The 18597-nt window shown below is 68.6% G+C and carries 16 protein-coding genes; 14 read left to right on the top strand and 2 right to left on the bottom strand.

The features are described 5' to 3' along the window. Nucleotides 1-2: 2 nt before the first annotated feature. Entirely contained in the window at nt 3-1070 is a 1068-nt protein-coding gene (locus OHA86_RS03055; RefSeq protein ID WP_329172241.1) for a ketoacyl-ACP synthase III family protein, read from the bottom strand. A gap of 1420 nt (nt 1071-2490) precedes the next feature. Here OHA86_RS03055 and OHA86_RS03050 point away from each other — a divergent pair. Continuing rightward, nucleotides 2491-3078, top strand: coding sequence for a response regulator transcription factor (locus tag OHA86_RS03050; RefSeq protein WP_329172240.1), 588 nt, complete (start codon nt 2491-2493; stop codon nt 3076-3078). Nucleotides 3079-3645: 567 nt separating this feature from the next. Here the strand turns inward: OHA86_RS03050 and OHA86_RS03045 are convergent. After that, a complete protein-coding gene (locus OHA86_RS03045; protein WP_329172238.1) occupies nt 3646-4350 on the bottom strand; it encodes a TetR/AcrR family transcriptional regulator in 705 nt (234 codons plus the stop codon). Nucleotides 4351-4601: 251 nt separating this feature from the next. Between OHA86_RS03045 and OHA86_RS03040 the strand changes: the two genes are divergently transcribed. The 13 genes from OHA86_RS03040 to OHA86_RS02980 all read left to right on the top strand — a co-directional run bounded on the left by OHA86_RS03040 (nt 4602) and on the right by OHA86_RS02980 (nt 18569). Continuing rightward, entirely contained in the window at nt 4602-5996 is a 1395-nt protein-coding gene (locus OHA86_RS03040; RefSeq protein WP_329172236.1) for an MFS transporter, read from the top strand. A gap of 509 nt (nt 5997-6505) precedes the next feature. Then, nucleotides 6506-7456 (top strand): hypothetical protein, encoded by a 951-nt coding sequence (locus OHA86_RS03035; RefSeq protein ID WP_329172234.1) that lies wholly within the window; start codon nt 6506-6508, stop codon nt 7454-7456. Nucleotides 7457-7498: 42 nt separating this feature from the next. Next, the gene (locus tag OHA86_RS03030) at nt 7499-8377 is read left to right on the top strand and encodes a diiron oxygenase (protein WP_329172232.1); all 879 of its coding nucleotides are present in this window, start codon (nt 7499-7501) and stop codon (nt 8375-8377) included. Beyond that, complete coding sequence (locus tag OHA86_RS03025; protein ID WP_329172230.1) at nt 8374-8622, top strand: phosphopantetheine-binding protein; 249 nt, start codon at nt 8374-8376, stop codon at nt 8620-8622. Before OHA86_RS03030 ends, OHA86_RS03025 begins: the two co-directional genes overlap by 4 nt. Then, nucleotides 8619-9446 (top strand): hypothetical protein, encoded by an 828-nt coding sequence (locus tag OHA86_RS03020; RefSeq protein WP_329172229.1) that lies wholly within the window; start codon nt 8619-8621, stop codon nt 9444-9446. The genes OHA86_RS03025 and OHA86_RS03020 overlap by 4 nt, the downstream gene beginning before the upstream one ends. After that, the gene (locus tag OHA86_RS03015) at nt 9446-10408 is read left to right on the top strand and encodes an NAD(P)H-dependent flavin oxidoreductase (protein ID WP_329172228.1); all 963 of its coding nucleotides are present in this window, start codon (nt 9446-9448) and stop codon (nt 10406-10408) included. Before OHA86_RS03020 ends, OHA86_RS03015 begins: the two co-directional genes overlap by 1 nt. 30 nt (nt 10409-10438) lie before the next feature. Further along, entirely contained in the window at nt 10439-11302 is an 864-nt protein-coding gene (locus OHA86_RS03010; protein ID WP_329172227.1) for an alpha/beta fold hydrolase, read from the top strand. Continuing rightward, nucleotides 11295-11549: a hypothetical protein gene (locus OHA86_RS03005; RefSeq protein ID WP_329172225.1), complete on the top strand. Its 255-nt coding sequence runs from the start codon at nt 11295-11297 to the stop codon at nt 11547-11549. Before OHA86_RS03010 ends, OHA86_RS03005 begins: the two co-directional genes overlap by 8 nt. Nucleotides 11550-11559: 10 nt before the next feature. Next, entirely contained in the window at nt 11560-12126 is a 567-nt protein-coding gene (locus tag OHA86_RS03000) for a 4'-phosphopantetheinyl transferase superfamily protein (RefSeq protein ID WP_329172222.1), read from the top strand. A 75-nt stretch (nt 12127-12201) separates the two neighbouring features. Next, nucleotides 12202-12462, top strand: coding sequence for an acyl carrier protein (locus OHA86_RS02995; RefSeq protein WP_329172221.1), 261 nt, complete (start codon nt 12202-12204; stop codon nt 12460-12462). Then, the gene (locus OHA86_RS02990; protein ID WP_329172219.1) at nt 12459-15185 is read left to right on the top strand and encodes an aminotransferase class III-fold pyridoxal phosphate-dependent enzyme; all 2727 of its coding nucleotides are present in this window, start codon (nt 12459-12461) and stop codon (nt 15183-15185) included. The genes OHA86_RS02995 and OHA86_RS02990 overlap by 4 nt, the downstream gene beginning before the upstream one ends. Nucleotides 15186-15262: 77 nt before the next feature. Next, nucleotides 15263-16927 carry a fatty acyl-AMP ligase gene (locus OHA86_RS02985; RefSeq protein WP_329172217.1) on the top strand — a complete coding sequence of 555 codons (1665 nt, stop codon included), beginning with the start codon at nt 15263-15265 and terminating at the stop codon, nt 16925-16927. 139 nt (nt 16928-17066) lie between these two features. After that, nucleotides 17067-18569 (top strand): APC family permease, encoded by a 1503-nt coding sequence (locus OHA86_RS02980; RefSeq protein WP_329172215.1) that lies wholly within the window; start codon nt 17067-17069, stop codon nt 18567-18569. Nucleotides 18570-18597 lie beyond the last annotated feature (28 nt).

Raw genomic sequence — 18597 nt, 5'->3', positions numbered from 1 at the left:
TCTCATTCCGTGACGTCGGCGGGCAGGGCGAAGTCCGTGGTGACCTCCGGCCAGTCCGGAACGGTCTCGATCTCGATCGCCGCGACGGTCAGCGAGTAACCGCCGCCGGCACTGACCAGGAGCACCTGGTCGCCCTGCTTGAGCTGCTTCTTCTCCACCACGCGGGTCACGCCCGCGATCAGGTCGCCGGCGCCCAAGTGCCCGGTGAAGCGGCCCCAGTCCATCAGGGTGCGGTCGGAGGTGATGCCCAGCGGCTGGAGGAACTGGACCTGCATCAGGCCGTGGCCCATGTTGGGCATCAGGATCTTGGCGAAGTCGTCGAGCTTGTGCCCGGTCTTGTCGAGCACCGAGCCGACGAGGGCCACCAGCGCGTCCTCGCAGTGCTTGAGCACGAACTCCTTGCCGACCACTTCCAGATACGACTTCTTCGGGCTGCGCAGGTCGTGGGTGACCTCGCCGAAGGAGCTGGTGAAGGGCTCGGAACCGCGCCACAGCGGTTCGATGACGGCGTCGGTGACCGACTGGACGGCGAGGATACGGGCGAAGCCGCCGGTCTTGGACAGCACCATCGCGGTGGAGCCGTCACCGCCGACGATGCCGTACGCACCGCGCCAGCGGTTGATGCCGGGCGCGCTGAAGCGGTCCGCGGTGGACACCATGGCGCTGGTGCCGCGGCCGGCTTCGAGCTGGCCCACGGCGAAGTCGAGCGCCGCCATGCCGCCGTTGGACAGGCCGTCCAGGTTCACCGAGAAGGCATTGGTGATTCCCAGCTCGCGCTGTATGTAGGACCCGGAGGTCCAGCCCCAGTCGCGGCCCTGGTGGTAGAGCGACGCGTGCACCATCAGGTCGACGTGGCCGTCGACCACGTCCGCGGCCCGCTCCAGGGCCCGGCGCGCGGCGATGACCCCCATGTCGGGCACCGAGATCTCATCCGTGGCGGCCGGCAGACAGACGATGTTATTGACCTTAAAATCGTCCTCGGTGTACCTGCCGTCGGCCACCGCTTCCTTGCCCGATTCGGCCGGCGGAATCCAGGCCGCAGCCGACGTAATGTAGACAGGGGTACTCATTTTCTACTTCCTCCGAGTTTGATGCCTGTCCGATTTCGATGCCCGCGGCGCGGAAAGCTTTCGGACACTGAAATTTCGGACCGATCCGGTTATATCGGCATCGCGTCGGGATCGCCTGATCCGTGGTCACCCGGCACGAGAACGCTCAGCGATCCGGCCCGTCAGATCGCGAGCACGACGCGCGACGCTGCGGGGCTTCGCCGACCGCCACCATCACCTGACTGTTTGCACAACAGTCCCGCCCAACGAGTCCGCCCACCCCTTCAATGAGCGTTTCACCGGAATATAGTCCACGCTACTGCTTCCGTCCCGATCATTCACATATGAGTTTCTCATGACTTACGGTTAATCCTGCACGTCACGAGAAGCCCCCGGGCGGCCAACACCACGGCCGACTTCTTACCCCGCCCGCAGCCGGACCCTGTCATATTCTTTCCGGTTGCCTTCCCGGGTGGACGGCGATGCCACGGACTTGCCGTCGGCCGATTCCGAGCGTGAATTCGGAGCCGACGGCGAGTGGCGATCTCATGAACACCGGGGAGGGTGCATCCGGTCCCGCCGGACGGCGCCGCGGCGCATCCGCGGCGATCGGGGCGGCGGCGCGGCGCGGCGCGGGCCTGGCGGTGCGCGCGGGCGGCCAGGCCCGGCCGGCCGGCGGGCGGCGCCGCTGCGGTGCGTCGGGCAGCATACGCGGCGACGCGCATATCGCGGTGCCTCCCAATTCGCCGTACTGATCGGACCCGGGCGGGAACAGAGCAGACGACAGTTTCACACGCGGCGACTGGGGAGATCCTGGATGCCGGTGGCGCCCGACGGGGGAGACATCACGCCCTGTCGGAGAGGAGTCACCTTGCGTAGCCATCGGGGCCTGTGCGTGGCCCGCGTGCGGGGGCGCCGGTGCTGGTCTGGACGACCGCGGCTGTCCATACAGACGGCATACATACTTCGCCCAGCCGGGCTGTCCCAGAATGACGACGGCTGCGCCGGACGACCTTCGCGCGCAACCAAATGGGTCCTTCGGTAAGCCCTAGGGGACGTACATGTTCGCACTGGACAGCCACAAGAATGGCGCCGCACCCGCCGACCCCTTTCTGTCCATGACAGAAAGGGTTACTTCATGGCTCGGGGTCGCTCCCGAGAAGCTTTACGTCTTCTTGGTGCGCGGCGGGCGGAGCCGCGTGCTAGCGTCGTTCTTTTGCGACGGCTCGCCGGTCCGACCGGCGGGCTTTTTCGGTTTTACCGACCGGACTCCATATCGCCTCGGGCCGCTCCGCCTTCGTGTGTGGTGCGGGGCGGATTAGAGATCGACCTGCGGAAGTTTCGTCACATGGAAACTATTACCGGCCGCGAGTTGCCTGCTCGTGGCTCAATAGGTGGTCGAGAAACTACATTGGGGGACCGAGTGGGAATCGATGTATTGGTGTCCGACGACCTGCACTTGTCTCGCTTCGCGCTCACTGCACTGCTTGAGCGGAACGAGGAGATCCGGGTCGTCGGATCAGCGGACAGCAGTCTTGACGCACTGGAGTTCGCCGAATCGCACAGACCTGACGTGGTGATCATCAGCTTCGAGGGCGCGGACAGCGACGCGATAGCGAATGCCGAGAAGGTCGCGAGCCTGCCCGGCTGCCGGAGCATGCTGCTCGCCACGGCCTTCACCCGATCGGTCGTCCGTCAGGCCTTCGCCGCCGGCATCGGCGGCATGGTGGAGCGGAGTGTGCCGCCGCGTCAGTTCTTCGAGGCCATCCACCGTGTGCACCAGGGTGAACGGGTCTTCGACGCGGAACTGACGGTCGCCGCGCTGGTCAACGGGGACTGCCCGTTGACGATGCGGGAATTCTCGGTGCTCGAACACGTCTCCCGGGGCGACACGGTGGTCGAGATAGCAGCGCGGCTGCACCTCTCGGAGGGCACCGTGCGCAACTACCTGTCGTCCATGGTGGCAAAGCTGGGGGCACGCAACCGGATTGACGCACTGCGGATAGCCCGGGATTCTCACTGGATCTGAGTGCCGCTGAATAGGGCAGTGCCGTCGGGGAACTCCTGACGCGCGCGGCCCTATTTTAGCGATTGGTCACAATAACCTCACCGGCATCCTCCGTCAACTGTCCATGCCTGCGGCCGGCATAGCTCGCCCCGTCGGGCGCAGAATCTAGATGTACCATCCGTGTGCCGCCGACGCAATGGCTTGCGGAACACGTATCGCGTTCCGTTTGAATGAGTTCTTAATAATCCAATGCGTGATTCTCACCTCCCCCTGCCGGCCGCTGGAGGGTTTAACCGCGGCCGTGCTAGCGTCACCGGGTTGACGCCGTTTCGCCCGGGCGAATGCGGACGGGGATATTCCGCCGTGGACGCCGAAGCGGCGGGGCCGGGACACGGCCGGACGCGGTTGCCGCCGGCGCCGAGGCGGTCGCGCAGCCGCGGTCCGGGGTTCGCGGTCCCGCGCCGGTCCTGGAGCGGACCGGCGCGCAGGACACCGCGGTGCGCCCGGACGTGCAGCGGGGGAGCGCCGATCGCCGGCGCTACGAGCGGCACGGACGCGCCGTGGGGTCCCACGACCCGGTCGACGTCTTCATGACGCGCTCGCCGGGGGCGCTGCCGGGGGCTCCGGCATCACCCTGACCTGCGGCGGCTGCCCGGTGCTCGCCAGCGCCTGGGCGAGCAGTCCGTCCACGAAGGCCCGTAGCGCCTGGGGGTAGGTGTCCCGCCAGGCCATCGAGGCCCACTGGTCGCCGAGCGCGGCCAGGCGCGGCAGCTGCGACGAGTCGAGGCTGCTGATGAAGTCGTCGATGTAGTCGGGCCGCTCGTTGTTGGCACGGGTGCGGGCGGAGTGCGCGCGCACCAGGATCTCGCCGACCATGTAGTACCAGAGGCTGCGGAAGACGTGGACGGCCTGCTCCGGCGTGCACCCGTGGTCGATGGCCCCGGCCACGATGGTTTCCACCAGCCACAGGGCCGAGTCACCCAGCCGGGCGATGAAGCCGTCGGTCGTGAGGACCTCGGCGGCCCACGGCCAGGCAGCCAGCGCGTCGTGGATCGCGGTCGCGGCCGCGATGATCCGCTCCCGCGGCTCGCTGGGCAGGTCGGGGTGCGGGATCTGCTCGGCGTACTCGTGGATCAGCAGGAACAGCAGGTCTTCCTTGTCCCGCACGTGGTGGTACAGGGTCGTCGCCCCGATGCCGATCTCACCGGCCAGTCCGCGGATCGTCAGCTTCTCCCAGCCGTCCCGATCGATGAGCCGGCGGGCCCCGGTCAGGATCTGGGTACGGGAGGTCACGGGTGGTCGGCCTACACGGCCGTGCGGTGCGTTGGTTTGGGACACCGTCTCATCATGCCCTTCCGCGAAACCTGATGCCTTCGGCCCCTGCGCTCGACAGCGAGCCGGTCCCGGTGATAATTTCAGAACCTGTTCGAAAATTCTACTGGAGAAGAACGCAGAGGGACTGGGTTGCGGTGACGAACACGGAATCAGCAAGCGAAAAATCGGTCATCGACCGCACTGCCAGGCCAGGGCTCACCCTTGCCGCGGTGGCTGTCGTGCAGTTCATGGTGTCGCTGGACCTGTCGGTCGTGAACGTCGGACTGCCGAAGATCGGCGCCGGCCTCGGCTTCAGCGACCTGGGTCTGACCTGGGTCATCCACGCCTACGCCCTGACCTTCGGCGGGCTGCTCCTGCTGGGCGGCAAGATCGCCGACCGGTACGGCCACAAGCGGATCCTGCTGATCGGGCTGCCCATCTTCGGCCTCGCCTCCCTCGCCGGCGGCTTCTCGCAGGAACCGGGCCAGCTGGTGGCCGCGCGCGCCGTCCAGGGCGTCGGCGCCGCCGCACTGGCCCCGGCCGCACTCGCGCTCCTTGTCTCGACCTTCCCCGAAGGCAAGGAGCGCGTGAAGGCCTTCGGTGTGTGGAGCGCGGTGAACGCCGCGGGCGGCGCGCTCGGCGTCCTCATCGGCGGTCTGCTCACCCAGTACGCCGGCTGGGAATGGGTCATGTTCGTCAACGTCCCGATGGCCGCCTTCGCGCTGTACCTGGCCTGGCGCGGTATCGCCGCCGACCCGCCCGCCTCGCGCCGCGGCCGCCCGGACGTGCTCGGCGCGGTCCTGGCCACCGCCGGCATGGGCCTGCTGGTGTTCGGTGTCGTCCGCACCGACCAGCACCCGTGGGGCTCGACGGTCACCCTGTCGACCCTGGCCATCGCCGTGGTCCTGCTGATCGCCTTCGTCTGGGTCGAGAAGACCACCCGCCGCGACCCGCTGATCCGGCTCGGCCTGTTCACCAACCGCTCGGTCGCCGGCGCCAACGCCTACACGCTGCTGCTCGGCGGTGTCATGGCCTCGGCCTTCTACTTCGTGTCCCTCTACCTCCAGCGGGTGCTGGGGAACAGCGCGGCCAGGACCGGCGTCGAGTTCCTGCCGTTCGCCCTCGGTGTCGTCGTCGGCTCCGTGATCGCCGTCAAGCTCGGCTTCAAGCTGGCCCCCCGGGTCATCCTGGTCGCCGGTGGAGTGCTGACCGGGCTCGGATTCCTGTGGTTCGGCCAGATGAGCGCCAACGGCTCCTTCACCGCCGATGTGCTGGGCCCGTCGATCGTCACCAGCATCGGCATCGGGCTCTGCCTCGCACCGGCCGTCTCCGTCGCCACCGCCGGCGTCGCGGCCCACGAGACGGGCAGTGCCTCAGGCCTGCTCAACAGCGCACGCCAGATCGGCGCCTCGCTCGGCCTCGCGGCCCTGGGCACCGCCGCTCACGACCACACCGGCAAGATCGACACGCCCGCGGCCCTCAACGACGGGTACGCGTTCGGCATGACCATCGGCGCGATCGTCCTGGTCGCCGCCGTCCTCATCGCCCTCACCGTCCTGCCCCGCACCGGCGCTCCGGTGCCCGCGCAGCAGGAGGACCGGGACCTGGCCACCGCCCGGGACTGACCGGGCGTGCCGCATCCGCACCTGTGCCCGGGCCGTCGTTTCCACGACACGGCCCGGGCACAGGTGCGTCCGGCGGCACGACATCCGAATACCGGCATGCCGGGCGCGACCTCTGGTGACCAAAGACACTCGAAGCCTTTGATCGCGAACAGGGGCCGCGTTCGTGTGCCGTCCCGCGGGGCAGCCGTTCTTCAGTGCCCGCGAACTGCCGGCGGCGGACCGAAAGATGTCAATCCGCGCCGCGCGAACATTGATTTCTCCAAACCTTATATGTGAAACGCATGAGTACGTATGCAAAAATAATCTGTTGCGAGGCGATCTCCGACTGGTACCGTCGAGATCGTTCCGCAGATTCGGTCAGTGAGCTAGCGGGAATGTTCACAAATAACTGGATCGATCACTGTGGACATCCGCAACAAAACCGTGGTGTCGTGGCGATGATGGGTGCCGAGTCGTCGGCGCGGTCATTTTGCCTGGAAGGATAGACTGTGCCACACCAAGCTGTAACCTTGAATACCCCCTGGGAAAAAATAGCGAATTCGATAGAATTCATTCCCGCCGAGTATTCTAGTAAGATCCAGTCGGAATCCGTGGCGCGGGAAATGCTGCGCTGCGAAACGGCGGAGATCGACAGGCTTGTCGACGCGGGCCTGCCGTTCGAGAACCGCTCGGGTGTGCGCTATTTCGACGTCAGCGATCTTTACAACCTCGGCATGTATTCGAACAAGACGAATACGCAGCCGGAGCTCGCATTCCGTATGCTCTTCCGGTTCGCCGGCCGGTCGGTCGACGACCTGCTGTGCGAGAAGTCGTGGGACTTCCGGGTCCAGCTGGAATGCACCGAGTGCGACGGTGTCGCGCCGTGGCGTTTCGAGGCGCCCGACGTCGTCCGGTTCGGGGGACGCATCGTCGGCGGCGAGGCTCCGGAGCCCGGTTCGGGAACCGCCGAGTACGCGGCGACGGTCACCACGACGGGCGTGCGGACTCCGCTGGTCTCCTCCGAACTGCGGCGGCTGACCCGCGAGTACCTCGACGCCGGCTACCGCTGGCAGATGATCCCCGTCGCCATGCAGGCCGACTACGAACTGGTCCACGAGCTGGGCGCGACGAGCTGCATCGCGGCGAGCCTGCTGCTGGCCGAGCGCTTCCGCGCGGCCGGCTACGAGGCCGAGGCGAAGCGCGGCTGGTTCTGCGGAGTGCTGGGCGGCGCCCTCGACCTGCCGCACGCGTGCGTGGAGGTCCAGGACGACGACGGTACGTACAAGACCGTCGACATCGCCAAGGCGCAGCTGGCAGCACGGCTGTCGCCGAACACCGGGGATTTCCAGGAGCTGTGCCTCGGGTCGATCTACAACAAGGTCATTCCGTCCACCGCTTCCGGTAATGCGTCCTTTGGGTATCACGAATGTGGTTCACAGCTGCCGGTCCATGTGCGCGCGGACATTCGCTCGGCGCGTTGACGCTGAATTTTCGAACCACTCCGTTTGAAAGGGCAAGTGACAATGGCGGTACGTGAGATTGAACCGGTCGTGCTGGAACTCGACCGGTTGGAGCAGCTGGCCGAATCCGGCTATTACAACCCGTACACGATGTTCGACTGGCCGGCGACCATCGAGCCCGACATGCCGTGGATGAGCGAGAGCCTCACCACGCTGGCCGGCACGCCGATGTGGGACGAGCTGACCCGCGAGCAGCAGATCGCCCTGACCAAATACGAGGCGATCAACTTCTTCAGCCTCAACATCCACGGTATCCGTGAGCTGCTGAGCGAAGTCGTGATGCGCATCCACGAGCGGACCTACGCGAACGTCTCGGAGTTCCTGCACCACTTCGTGGGTGAGGAAAACGAGCACATGTGGTTCTTCGCGCAGTTCTGCCTGCGCTACGGCGGCAAGCTGTACCCGGCGCAGCCGACCCTGAAGGCCGACTCGGTGGAGCACCTCTCGAAGGTGGCCCGCGAGCTGGTCATCTTCGCGCGCATCCTGATCTTCGAGGAGATCGTCGACTACTACAACGCGCACATGGCGACCGACCAGTCGCTGCCGCACATCGCCCGTGAGATCAACCGGGTGCACCACCAGGACGAGAGCCGGCACGTCGCGTTCGGCCGGATGGTCTTCACCAACCTGCTCGCCCAGGTCGTCCAGCGCGACCCCGACGAGGTGCCGGTGGTCGCCGAATACCTGGAGAGCTACCTCCAGTACAGCATCGGCACCCTCTACAACCCGGCCGCCTACCGCGACGCGGGCATCCCGGACGCGCTGGCGCTGCGGCGCCGCGCGCTGGAGCACCCCGCCCGCATCGAGGCGCACGACCAGGTGCTGAAGCGGACCCGGAAGTTCCTTTCCAAGTCCGGCGTGGGCCGGGAAGTGATCAAGTGACGACCGAGCCGATGCAGGCCGTCCGGGAGTTCATCCTGGGCCGCAACCCCAAGCTCGACCAGGTGTCCGACGATCTGGACCTGATCGACAGCCGGGCCATCAACTCGCTGGCCTTTGTCGAGTTCATCTTCCTGCTGGAGGAGCTGACCGGAGAGCCGATCGATCCGGAGGACCTGGATCTGGACGACTTCCGCACCCTCAACGCGCTGGAAGCACGATTCTTCAACAAGGAAGCGGCACAGTGACCACAGCGACCGACAACGGCCTGGGAGTTCTGGACGGCAGCCAGCTGCGGTTGCTGCGGGCGATCGAGGCGGTGTTCCTGCGGTTGGCCGAGGGCTGGGACGCGCCGGAGTTCCGCTTCCCGTTCCTGATGCGCTGCAAGGACCTCGACACCTTCGACTACTACGACAACTTCCCGCACCTGGGCCTGGCCGCCACCCGGCTCGACCCGGAGCGCCTCGGCGCCCTGCTGGCGGACTCGCCCCGGCCGATCGACCGGGTGCCGGCCGAGGTGATGGAGCAGACCGCGTTCGCGCTGCCCTCGGCGGCGTGCTACTCGATCTACCTCGACCTGGCGGGCTCGACACTGCCCCCCGAGGGCGCCATGCGCACCACGGTCGGCACGTGCTTCCGCAACGAGGACCACTACCAGGGCCTGCAGCGGCTGCTGGGCTTCTCCATGCGCGAGATCGTCTGCATCGGCCCCGAAGAGGTGGCGAAGAGCCACCTGCTGCGTGCCAAGGACGCCGTGACGGCCCTGTGCGCGGAACTCGGGCTCGACTTCAAGCTCGAGGTCGCCACCGACCCGTTCTTCGACAAGAACAGCGGCAAGGCGAAGATGCAGCGGCTGTTCCCGGTCAAGGAGGAGTTCGTCGTCAACGGCCTGGCGATCGGCTCCGTCAACTACCACCGGAACTTCTTCGGTGAGCGGTGCGCCATCCAGGTCAACGGCGAGTCCGCGCACACCAGCTGCCTCGCCTTCGGCCTGGAGCGGTGGGTGCACACCCTGACCGAGCGGTTCGGCAGCACCGCCGCCGCGGTGACTGCGGTCGAGAGCCTGAGCTGATGCCTTCCACGTTGGCAGCGGTGCTCGGCATCGACGTCGGCCTCCTGCAGTCGGGCATGGGCGGTGTCGCGGGCGCTGACCTGGCGTGCGCGGTGTCCAACGCCGGCGCGGCGGGCTGCGCGGGCGGCTACAAGCTGGTCGACGCCGCGCTGTCGGCCATGCTGGAGCGGCTGGCCACGGGCACCGACCGGCCCGTCGGGGTGAACCTGATCCCCGAGGTCGTCGGCCCGGACGAGCTCGACCACCAGATCACCCAGGTGCTCGACGAGACGCCGGAGCGCGTCTACCTGTCGCTGTTCGGCATGCCCGAGGACGACGCGGTGTTCAAGCGCATCGTCGCCGCGGGCCGCCAGCTGGTCGTCCAGATCGGGACCGTCGAGGACGGTGTGCACGCGGCCGAGCGGGGCGCTGTGGTGGTGGCCCAGGGCATCGAGGCCGGCGGCCACCTGCTCGGCACCTCGCAGCGCGACGAACTGGTCGCCGCGCTGCGCGCCGAGCTGCCCGACACCTGCCTGGTCGCCTCGGGCGGCATCGGCTCGCCCGACGAGGCCGCCAGGGCACTGGCCGCGGGAGCCGACGGGGTGCTGCTCGGCACCGCCTTCGTCGTCGCCCACGAGTCGCGGGCGCACGCCTACTTCAAGGCGGCGGTGACCGCCGCGGACCAGGCCGACACCGTGATCACCGATGTCTACGAGATCGGCTGGCCGGGCCGCCGGCACCGCGTGCTGGCGACGGCCGTGACGAGCGACCCGGAGCAGGCCAAGAAGTTCATCGGCAAGACGGTGGTCGAGGGGAAGCCCTACCTGGTGCCGCGCTTCAGCTCCGCGGTGCCCACCGATGCGACCACCGGCCGTATCGAGGAGATGGCGATGTACTGCGGCCAGTCCTGCAGTGCCATCTCCAGTGAGATCTCGGCGGCCGACGTCGTCGCCGCGTACGCGCACGTCCTTCCGGGCGCCTGAGTCGTCGGAACAAGTAAAGGATGGAAAGCAATGTCAGTCGATGAAGCGCAGGACCACCACGACCTGGAGTACCGGGACACGCCGCGGATCCGTACCAGGGAGGGCGTCGAGCTCTACTACGAGTCCACCGGCGAGGGCCCTGCCATTGTCACGCTGAACAACTTCTTCTTCACCGCCCCGTTCTGGCGTGAGTACACCGAGGACCTCGTCCAGAACTACCGTGTCGTCAGCTACGACCTGGCCAACCACGGCGCATCCACGCACGGGGACACCGAGCCGACCTGGGAGCAGCACGCCGAGGACCTGATCGCGCTGCTCGACGCGCTGGAGATCGACTCGGCCTACCTGATCGGCACGTCGGCCTCCACCCAGCTCGCCCGGGACGTGGCGCTCGCCTACCCCGACCGGGTCAGGGGCCTCGTGCTGGCGGGACCGGTCGTCGGCCCGCAGGGCATGCGGCGGCACCGGGGTCTGCAGCGGGCCTGGCTGCTGACGCTGAAGTCCCACGGCATGACCGCGCTGTACAGCCACATGTACCCCGAGGTGATCAGCACCGACATGAACCAGGAGTCGGGCACGCCCGGCTTCCTCGGGCTGCGGGAGAGCTTCCTGGCGATGTCCACCCCCGAGGAGCTGACCAACGGTCTGACCCTCGCCCAGCAGGGCGACCCCAGCCCCGAGCTGCTGACCCGTATCCAGGCGCCGACGGTGATCGCGCTCGGCGACGACGACATCCTGCTGAGTCCGACGGCCGGCAAGGAACTGGCCGCGCTGTTCCCGAAGGGCCGCCTGGAGATCATGCCGAAGGCCGGCCACGTGCCGTTCCTCGACGACCCCGAGGGCTTCCAGGTGATCGTGCGCAAGTTCATCGAAGAAGCGGAATCGCATGTCTGACACGGAAGTCGAAGTCCGGCAGCGCATTCGTGAACTGCTGGTCGACCTGTTCCGCGACGGCACTTTCGTGAACAGGGTGTCGGACACCGTGTCGCTGCGCGAGGCGGGGGTGCCCTCCACCGCACTGGTCAGTCTGCTGGTGGCGATGGAGGACGCCTTCGGGTTCGAGTGGGACGACGACGTCCAGCCGGAGGTGCTGCGCTCGATCGATTCGCTGGCGGGTCACGTCGTAGCGCTGCGCAACTGAAGGACACACGGTGACTGTTGAGCTGGAGATTCCCGCGGGCGTCACACCGGCGACCTCGCTCGAGTTCCATCCGGTGCCCTGGCCCCACGGACCGGCTCAGCAGTTCGCGGCGGGGCGCGGCGCGGCTGCCGCGGCCCTGGCCGCGGCCGGGTCCGCGGACCTGACCGTGCCCCGTGATCCCGACGGCCGCCCGCGCTTCCCGCGCGGGTTCGCCGGCTCGATCTCGCACACCGACCGCCTGGCGGTCGCGGTGGTCGTTCCCGGTGCGGACGCGGTCGGCGTCGACATCGAGGACGCGGCCATCAGTCCTCGCATGACCGAATTCGTCCTCAGCGAGCGGGAGCGGCACACGCTGCTCCCGCCGGCCGGGGAGTACACCCCGCGTGAGCTGTTCGCGGCCAAGGAAGCAGCTTTCAAGGCCATGAACGGCACCGGCACGCTGGGCGATTTTCTGTTCTGGCGGATCGAACTCACCCGGTCCGACGGCGCGTTGACCGCGTCGTACCGCGGCGAACCGGTATCGGTGTGGATCCGCTCGCAGGCAGATCTCTCGTTCGCCGTGGCGATACGACCTTGAATTTTACGATTCGCCTTGTCCTTCTGCGCCCGTATCGGCCGAAGGAATAGTGCAGCGATTGGGGGAAAGAACGCAATGAACCGCGATATTCTCGACGTCGTCGATGAACTGTTCCGTCGCCAATTGCAGGTACCTGAGATCAATCCCGACGTCCCGCTGGTGGACTACGGTCTCGATTCCATTCGGTCCATCGATCTGGTGGTCGAGATGGAAGCCGAGTTCGATGTGCACATTTCGGATGAGCAGGCGGCTGCGATGCAGACACTGCGGGACGCCGTTGACCAGGTCACCGCGTCCCTGGCCGTGCGGTCGGGCAAGGAGGCTAGCGACGCATGAACGCTGAATCTGGTTTCGCGCGATACGCCCGGCCGGAGTTCGCCAGACTCTTCCGCGCGCTGCATCTGGACGTGATCTACCAGGGCGGCCAGGGCGACCACCTGACCCGGAAGCTGCCGGCCGGCGCGGACCAGGGCACCGACCAGGTCCTCGACCTGGTCGGCGGCGCGGGTTCTTCGCTGTTCGGGCACAACCACCCGGCGCTGCTCGACGTGGCCCGGCAGTGCTTCGAGGAGCGGATCCCGTTCAACGCCCAGGCCAGTATCCGCCCGGGCGCGGCCGAGCTGGCGCAGCGGCTGTCGGAGATCGTCGGGGCCACCACGGGTGCGAGCTATGTGGTCACCCTCGGCAGCACCGGTGCGGAGGCGGTGGAAGCCGCGGTGAAGCACGCGACGGTCGAGCACCGCCGGCGGCTCGGCGCGCTCCAGGAGCAGTTCGAGGTCGCGCTGCGGCGCGCGCACCGCGACGGTGTCGCGGACCTCGTCTGCGCGAGCGGTCCCGCACAGGGCCGCTCCAGCGCCGAGGTGCTGAGCGAGGCCCTCGACCGGATCGCCGACCTGCGCACGGCGGATCCGGTCTTCGTCTCGTTGCGGAACGCCTTCCACGGCAAGACGGCCGGTGCCGGCACGCTGACCCACGGCGGCAATGTGCCGGCTGATCTGCATGTGCCAGGACCGCGGCACCGGCGGCTGAGCGACTGGTCGCCGCAGCACGTGGTGACCGCCTTCGACTCCGACCGCGTCCCGGTGTACTCGGTGACCGTCGACGCCGCCGGGGTGGCGCACTCGCAGGTGCGCCACCTGTCCCCGGTGGCCGCCTGCTTCGTCGAGCCCATCCAGGGCGAGTCCGGCGTGCACGAGGTGCCGGCCGAGACCCTCGCCGCCCTGCGCGAGCTGGCCGACCGGCACGAAGCGGCGCTGGTCTTCGACGAGATCCAGTGCGGCATGGGGCGCACCGGCACCTTCCTGGCCTCCGAGGGCTCCGGTGTCGCCGCCGACTACTACCTGTTCTCGAAGTCCCTCGGCGGCGGCCTGGCCAAGATCTCGGCGCTGCTGGTGGACGAGAAGCGGTACGTGCCGGAGTTCGGCCGCCACCACACCTCCACCTTCGCCGACGACGACTTCTCGTCGCGGATCGCCACGGCGGCGGTCGACCTGTCGTTCACCTACCGCGACCGGATCATCGAGACGGGCGTGCTGCTGCGCGAGCGGCTGACGGAGGTCGCCCAGCGCTGGCCGGACGCCATCATCGAGGTCCGCGGCCGCGGACTTCTGCTGGGTATCGAATTCCATCTGCCGCAGCCCGAATCGGGCCTGCTGCGCGAGGTGTTCGACACCGAGTCGCTCGGCTACCTGATCGCGGGCCGGCTGCTGCACACCCACGCGATCAGGGTCATCCCCACCCTGTCCGCCCCCACGACCGTCCGGGTCCAGCCGTCGGCGCTGCTGGAGCCGGCCGACGTGGACCGGATCGCCGCCGGCTTCGACGACGTCGCGGGACTGCTCTCGCGGGGCGACTACACCACGCTGCTCGACCACCTGACCGTACCGCCGGCCGGTGTGTGGCAGCCGCCGCAGCATGTCCCGCTGCCGCGGCGCGACTGGCCGGTGCTGCACAGCGGCAGCCGCGGCGACGTGACGCGGGTCGCCTTCCTCGCCAACCTGGACGTCCCCGGCAAGCTGTGGTCCATGGCGCCCGAACTGGCGGCGTGGTCCGACGACCAGTGCGAGGCGGCGCTCGACCGGATGTGGGGCGAGCTCGACCCCTTCGAGGTCGTCAGGCACCGGGTGACCTCCGAGAGCAAGGGGGAGGTCGAGGTCATCATGGTGGCGGCGCCCTTCACCGCCGGCCAGGCCGTCGCCGCGCTGCGCACCGGGCACGGGGCGTGGCTGCGCCGGACCGTGCTCGACGCGGTGGAGCTGGGTGTCGCACTCGGCGCCGAGGTCATCGGCCTCGGCGGCCACACCTCGATCGTCACCAATGCCGCACGCGACGTCGTCGAGAGCAGCATCAGGGTCACGTCGGGCAATTCGCTGACCGCCGCCTGCGCCTACGACCTGCTGCGCCTGGAGCTGGCCGCGGCCGGCCCCGGTGAGCGCCGGGTCGGACTCGTCGGCGGTATCGGCAACATCGGCGCCGTGATGGCCGAACTCATCGCCCCGCACTGCGACTCGATGGTGCTGGTCGGCCGGCCCGGCTCGGCCCGGCGGCTGGCGACGGTCGCCAAGCGGCTCTCCAGCGTCGTGGACGTCTCGATCGCCGAGGACCTCGACGCGCTGCGGGACTGCCCGATCGTGGTCAGCGCCACCAACTCGGCCGACCCGGTGATCCTTCCCCACCACCTCGCCGGCGACCGGAAGATCCTCGTCTGCGACCTCGCGGTCCCCGGCGACGTGCACCCGGCCGTGACCGGCCTGTCGAACGTCACCCTGGTGTCCGGCGGCCGCATCCAGCTTCCCGGTATGCAGACTCCCCACTTCCCGGGGATCACCCTGCCGCCGGGGATCCTCTACTCCTGCATGGCAGAAACGATCGGGCTCGGCTTCGAGCCCGAGACGCCGAGCCCGTCCTACGGCGGTCTGTCCTCGGCAGGCGTACTGGCAGCCAGGGACCTCGCCGCCCGACACGGGCTCCACCCCGCCCGCATCGTCTCCGACGACATCTCGGTACAACCGTGGATCGTCGATCAGTTCGGCAGCACTATCGAGGAGCACATAGGATGACCGAACTTCGTCCGCGTTTCCCGAGCATTCTGCATGCCTTACTGGCACAGGCGGAACGCGGTTCCGACGGATCAGTGGTGACGCTGATCCAAGAACCGGGCAAGAAGGTCCCGCTGCGCTACGACGCTCTCGTCGAGAGCGCAGCGCGGAGCGCGGCGGCCCTCGCGGAGTACGGCGTCGGCCACGGTGACCGGGTGGTGCTCTGCCTGCCGACCGGCCCGCAGTTCATGACCGCCTTCTTCGGCGCCCAGCTGCTCGGAGCGATGCCGACGGCGATCGCCGTGCCGATCCGCTTCGGCGGCGCCGCAGGATTCGAAGGCCAGCTGAAAGACCTGGTGGAATACCTGCGGCCGGCCGCGATCGTCACCACGACAGCGGTCATCGAGGCGTTCCCGAACCTGGCCGACACCAACCTGGTCGACGGCGACGTGCTCTACGCACGGGCCGGCGCGAGCGACGCGCCGATGCACCCGCTGCGGCTGCCGGACACCGACGACCTGGCGCTGATCCAGTGCACCTCGGGCTCGACGGGTACGCCCAAGGGCGTCATGATCTCGCACGCCAACCTGGCCGCCAACTGCGAGCAGTTCGTCGGCGCGCTGGGCTGGACGCAGGCGGACACGACGGTCAGCTGGGCGCCTCTCTACCATGACATGGGCCTGATCACCGGGCTGCTGTGCCCGGTGTACTCCGGCGGCAGCACGGTGCTCATGCCGCCCACCCGGTTCCTGCGCGCACCGGGGGAGTGGCTGCGGTACATCAGCGAATACCGCGGCGCGTTCGCCGCCGCGCCGAACTTCGCGTACGGCTATGTGACCGCCCGGGTGCGCGACGAGGAACTCGAGGACGTGGACCTGTCGTCCTGGCGTGTGGCGCTCTGCGGTGCGGAGCCCATCCAGCCCGGCACCGCGCAGCGCTTCACCGAGCGCTTCGCCCGCTGGGGCCTGCCGCCGCACGCGTTCACACCCGCGTACGGCATGGCCGAGGCGTCGCTGGCCATCACCACGACGCGCCAGGACGGGCCGCTGGTGTTCGACTCCATCGACCGGCAGACCGCCGTCGCGGACGCGCTGGTGGTCGACGCCGACCCGCAGAGCGCGGACGCGATGCAGATCGTGGACTGCGGTGAGCCGGTGGTCGGCGCCGAGGTCCGCATCGTGGACGGCGAGGGCCGGGAGCTGGCGGAGAACCGGATCGGCCACGTCCAGTTCCGCAGCCCCTCGCGCACGGTCGGGTACTTCAACCTCCCGGAGGCGACCGCCGCGGCGATCGACGCGCCGGACTGGTGGAAGACCGGCGACGTCGGCTATCTGCGCGACGGCGGCCTGCGGATCACCGGCCGGGCCAAGGACCTGGTCATCATCCGCGGTGCCAACTACCTTCCGTCCGACTTCGAGCAGGCCGCGGAGACCGTCCCCGGTGTCCGCCTGGGCGCCGTGATCGCGGTCGGGTACCGCGACGATCAGAGCGAGTCCGAGGAACTCCACCTGATCGTCGAGACGGAACTGGACAGCGAACAGCACGACGCGCTGCGCCAGTCCATCGCCGCCGCGGTCAGTTCGCGGACCGGCGTCAGGGCCGCCGGGATCCACCTGGTCCCCAAGCGCAGCATTCCCAAGACGACCAGCGGGAAGCTGCAGCGGTCCAAAGCGCGGGAGTTGTTTGTCGAAGGGTGGTCGCCGACCGGGCCCGATGCCCGGACGCGGCGGCCCCCCGGTGGACAACAGCCTCAATTCTCGTAACGCACCACCCCCTCAGCGGGCAGAGATGGCCCGCGACCTTCCGGTGATGGACAGCAGAGCGGTACGGCCGGCGGGTTGAGGCTCCCGGATGGCAAGGCCGCAGGCCGGCCATCCGGGCCCTCACGATAGGAAAGCGCCCATGAGCACGACCCCGTCCCCGTCCGCGCCGCCGTCCGAGCGCGGGCAGCTCTCGCTCAGTCTCAACACTCCGAAGATCGTCTTCCTGATCATCGCGGCCGCCGCTCCGCTCGCCGCCATGGTCGGTACCGTCCCGCTGGCGTTCGCCCTGGGCAACGGCCCCGGTGTGCCCGCCGTGTTCGTCTTCGCGGGCCTGACCCTGATGTGCTTCTGCGTCGGCTACGCCGCGATCAGCCGCCGGGTGGTCAACGCCGGCGGCTTCTACACCTACATCTCCAGCGGCCTGGGCAGACCGCCCGCGGTGGCCGGCGGCCTCATCGCCGTGGTCGCGTACAACACCGCCTCCGTCGGACTGCTCGGCTCCTTCTCCTACTTCGCCCAGCTCGTCGCCGCCCAGCACGGGCTCCACCTGCGCTGGGAGATATGGGCGGCGGCCGGCCTGGCCGTGGTCGCCGTGCTGGGATACCGGCAGATCGACCTGAGCGTCCGGGTGCTCGCGGTGGCCATGGTCTGCGAGGTCGCCATCCTGGTGCTCCTCGCCGTGGCCGTGCTGATCCGGCACGGCGGATCCGCGCTGCCCGGCACCTCGTTCACCCCGCACACCCTGTCGAACCCCGGCATGGGCGTCACGATGATGTTCGCGTTCATCTCCTTCATCGGGATCGAGTCGGCGGCGCTCTACGGCGAGGAGGCGCGCAATCCCGAGCGGAGCGTGGCCCGCGCCACGTACATCGCCATCTCGCTCATCGCCCTCTTCTACGGGTTCATCAGCTGGATCGCGGTCGGCTCGGTCGGCGCGGGCAACGTGCAGAAGGTGGCCGGCGAACAGCTGGGCAACCTCTTCTTCAACCTCAGCGACGACTACCTCACGTCCGCGCTCACCACGGTCATGCAGGTTCTGCTGTGCCTGAGCCTGTTCGCCGGCTGGCTGGCGCTGCACAATGCCGCGAACCGCTACATGTACGTGCTCGGCCGCGAGCGGGTGCTGCCGGGCGCGCTCGGCGTGGTGCACCCGCGGCACTCCTCCCCGTACCGGGCGAGCCTGACGCAGACGGTGTTCAGCCTGCTGGCCGCCGCCGGATTCGCCCTGGGCGGACTGGACCCCTACCTCGGTCTGGCCACGAGCATGCTGGGCCTGGGCACCCTGGGCATCGTCTTCCTCCAGGCCGCCGCCTGCCTGTCGGTCATCGGCTTCTTCTGGCGCAGGCCCGACCGGCACTGGTGGCGTACGGTGCTCGCACCCGCGCTCGGCCTGGTCGGCCTCGGCGTCGCCACCGCGCTCGTCGTGATCAACTTCGACACCATGACCGGCACGGACAACCCGGTGGTGCACGCGCTGCCCTGGCTGATCCTGGCCGGAGCGGTGCTCGGCCCCGTGTACGCCCTGTGGATCCGCTCCGCGCACCCCGAGCGCTACGCGCGCCTGGCGGGCGTGGAGACCCGTGAGGCGAAGCCGGCCGGCTCCGTCCGCCGTGTCACCGAGCGTGTGCCGGCCGAGAACTGACCTCTGCCGCGCACACCAGGACGGGCCG

Source organism: Streptomyces sp. NBC_01477, assembly GCF_036227245.1.
In the GTDB taxonomy this organism is placed as follows: domain Bacteria; phylum Actinomycetota; class Actinomycetes; order Streptomycetales; family Streptomycetaceae; genus Actinacidiphila.
The sequence above is the reverse complement of the archived record's forward strand: the minus strand, read 5'-3'. Positions and strand labels throughout refer to the sequence as shown.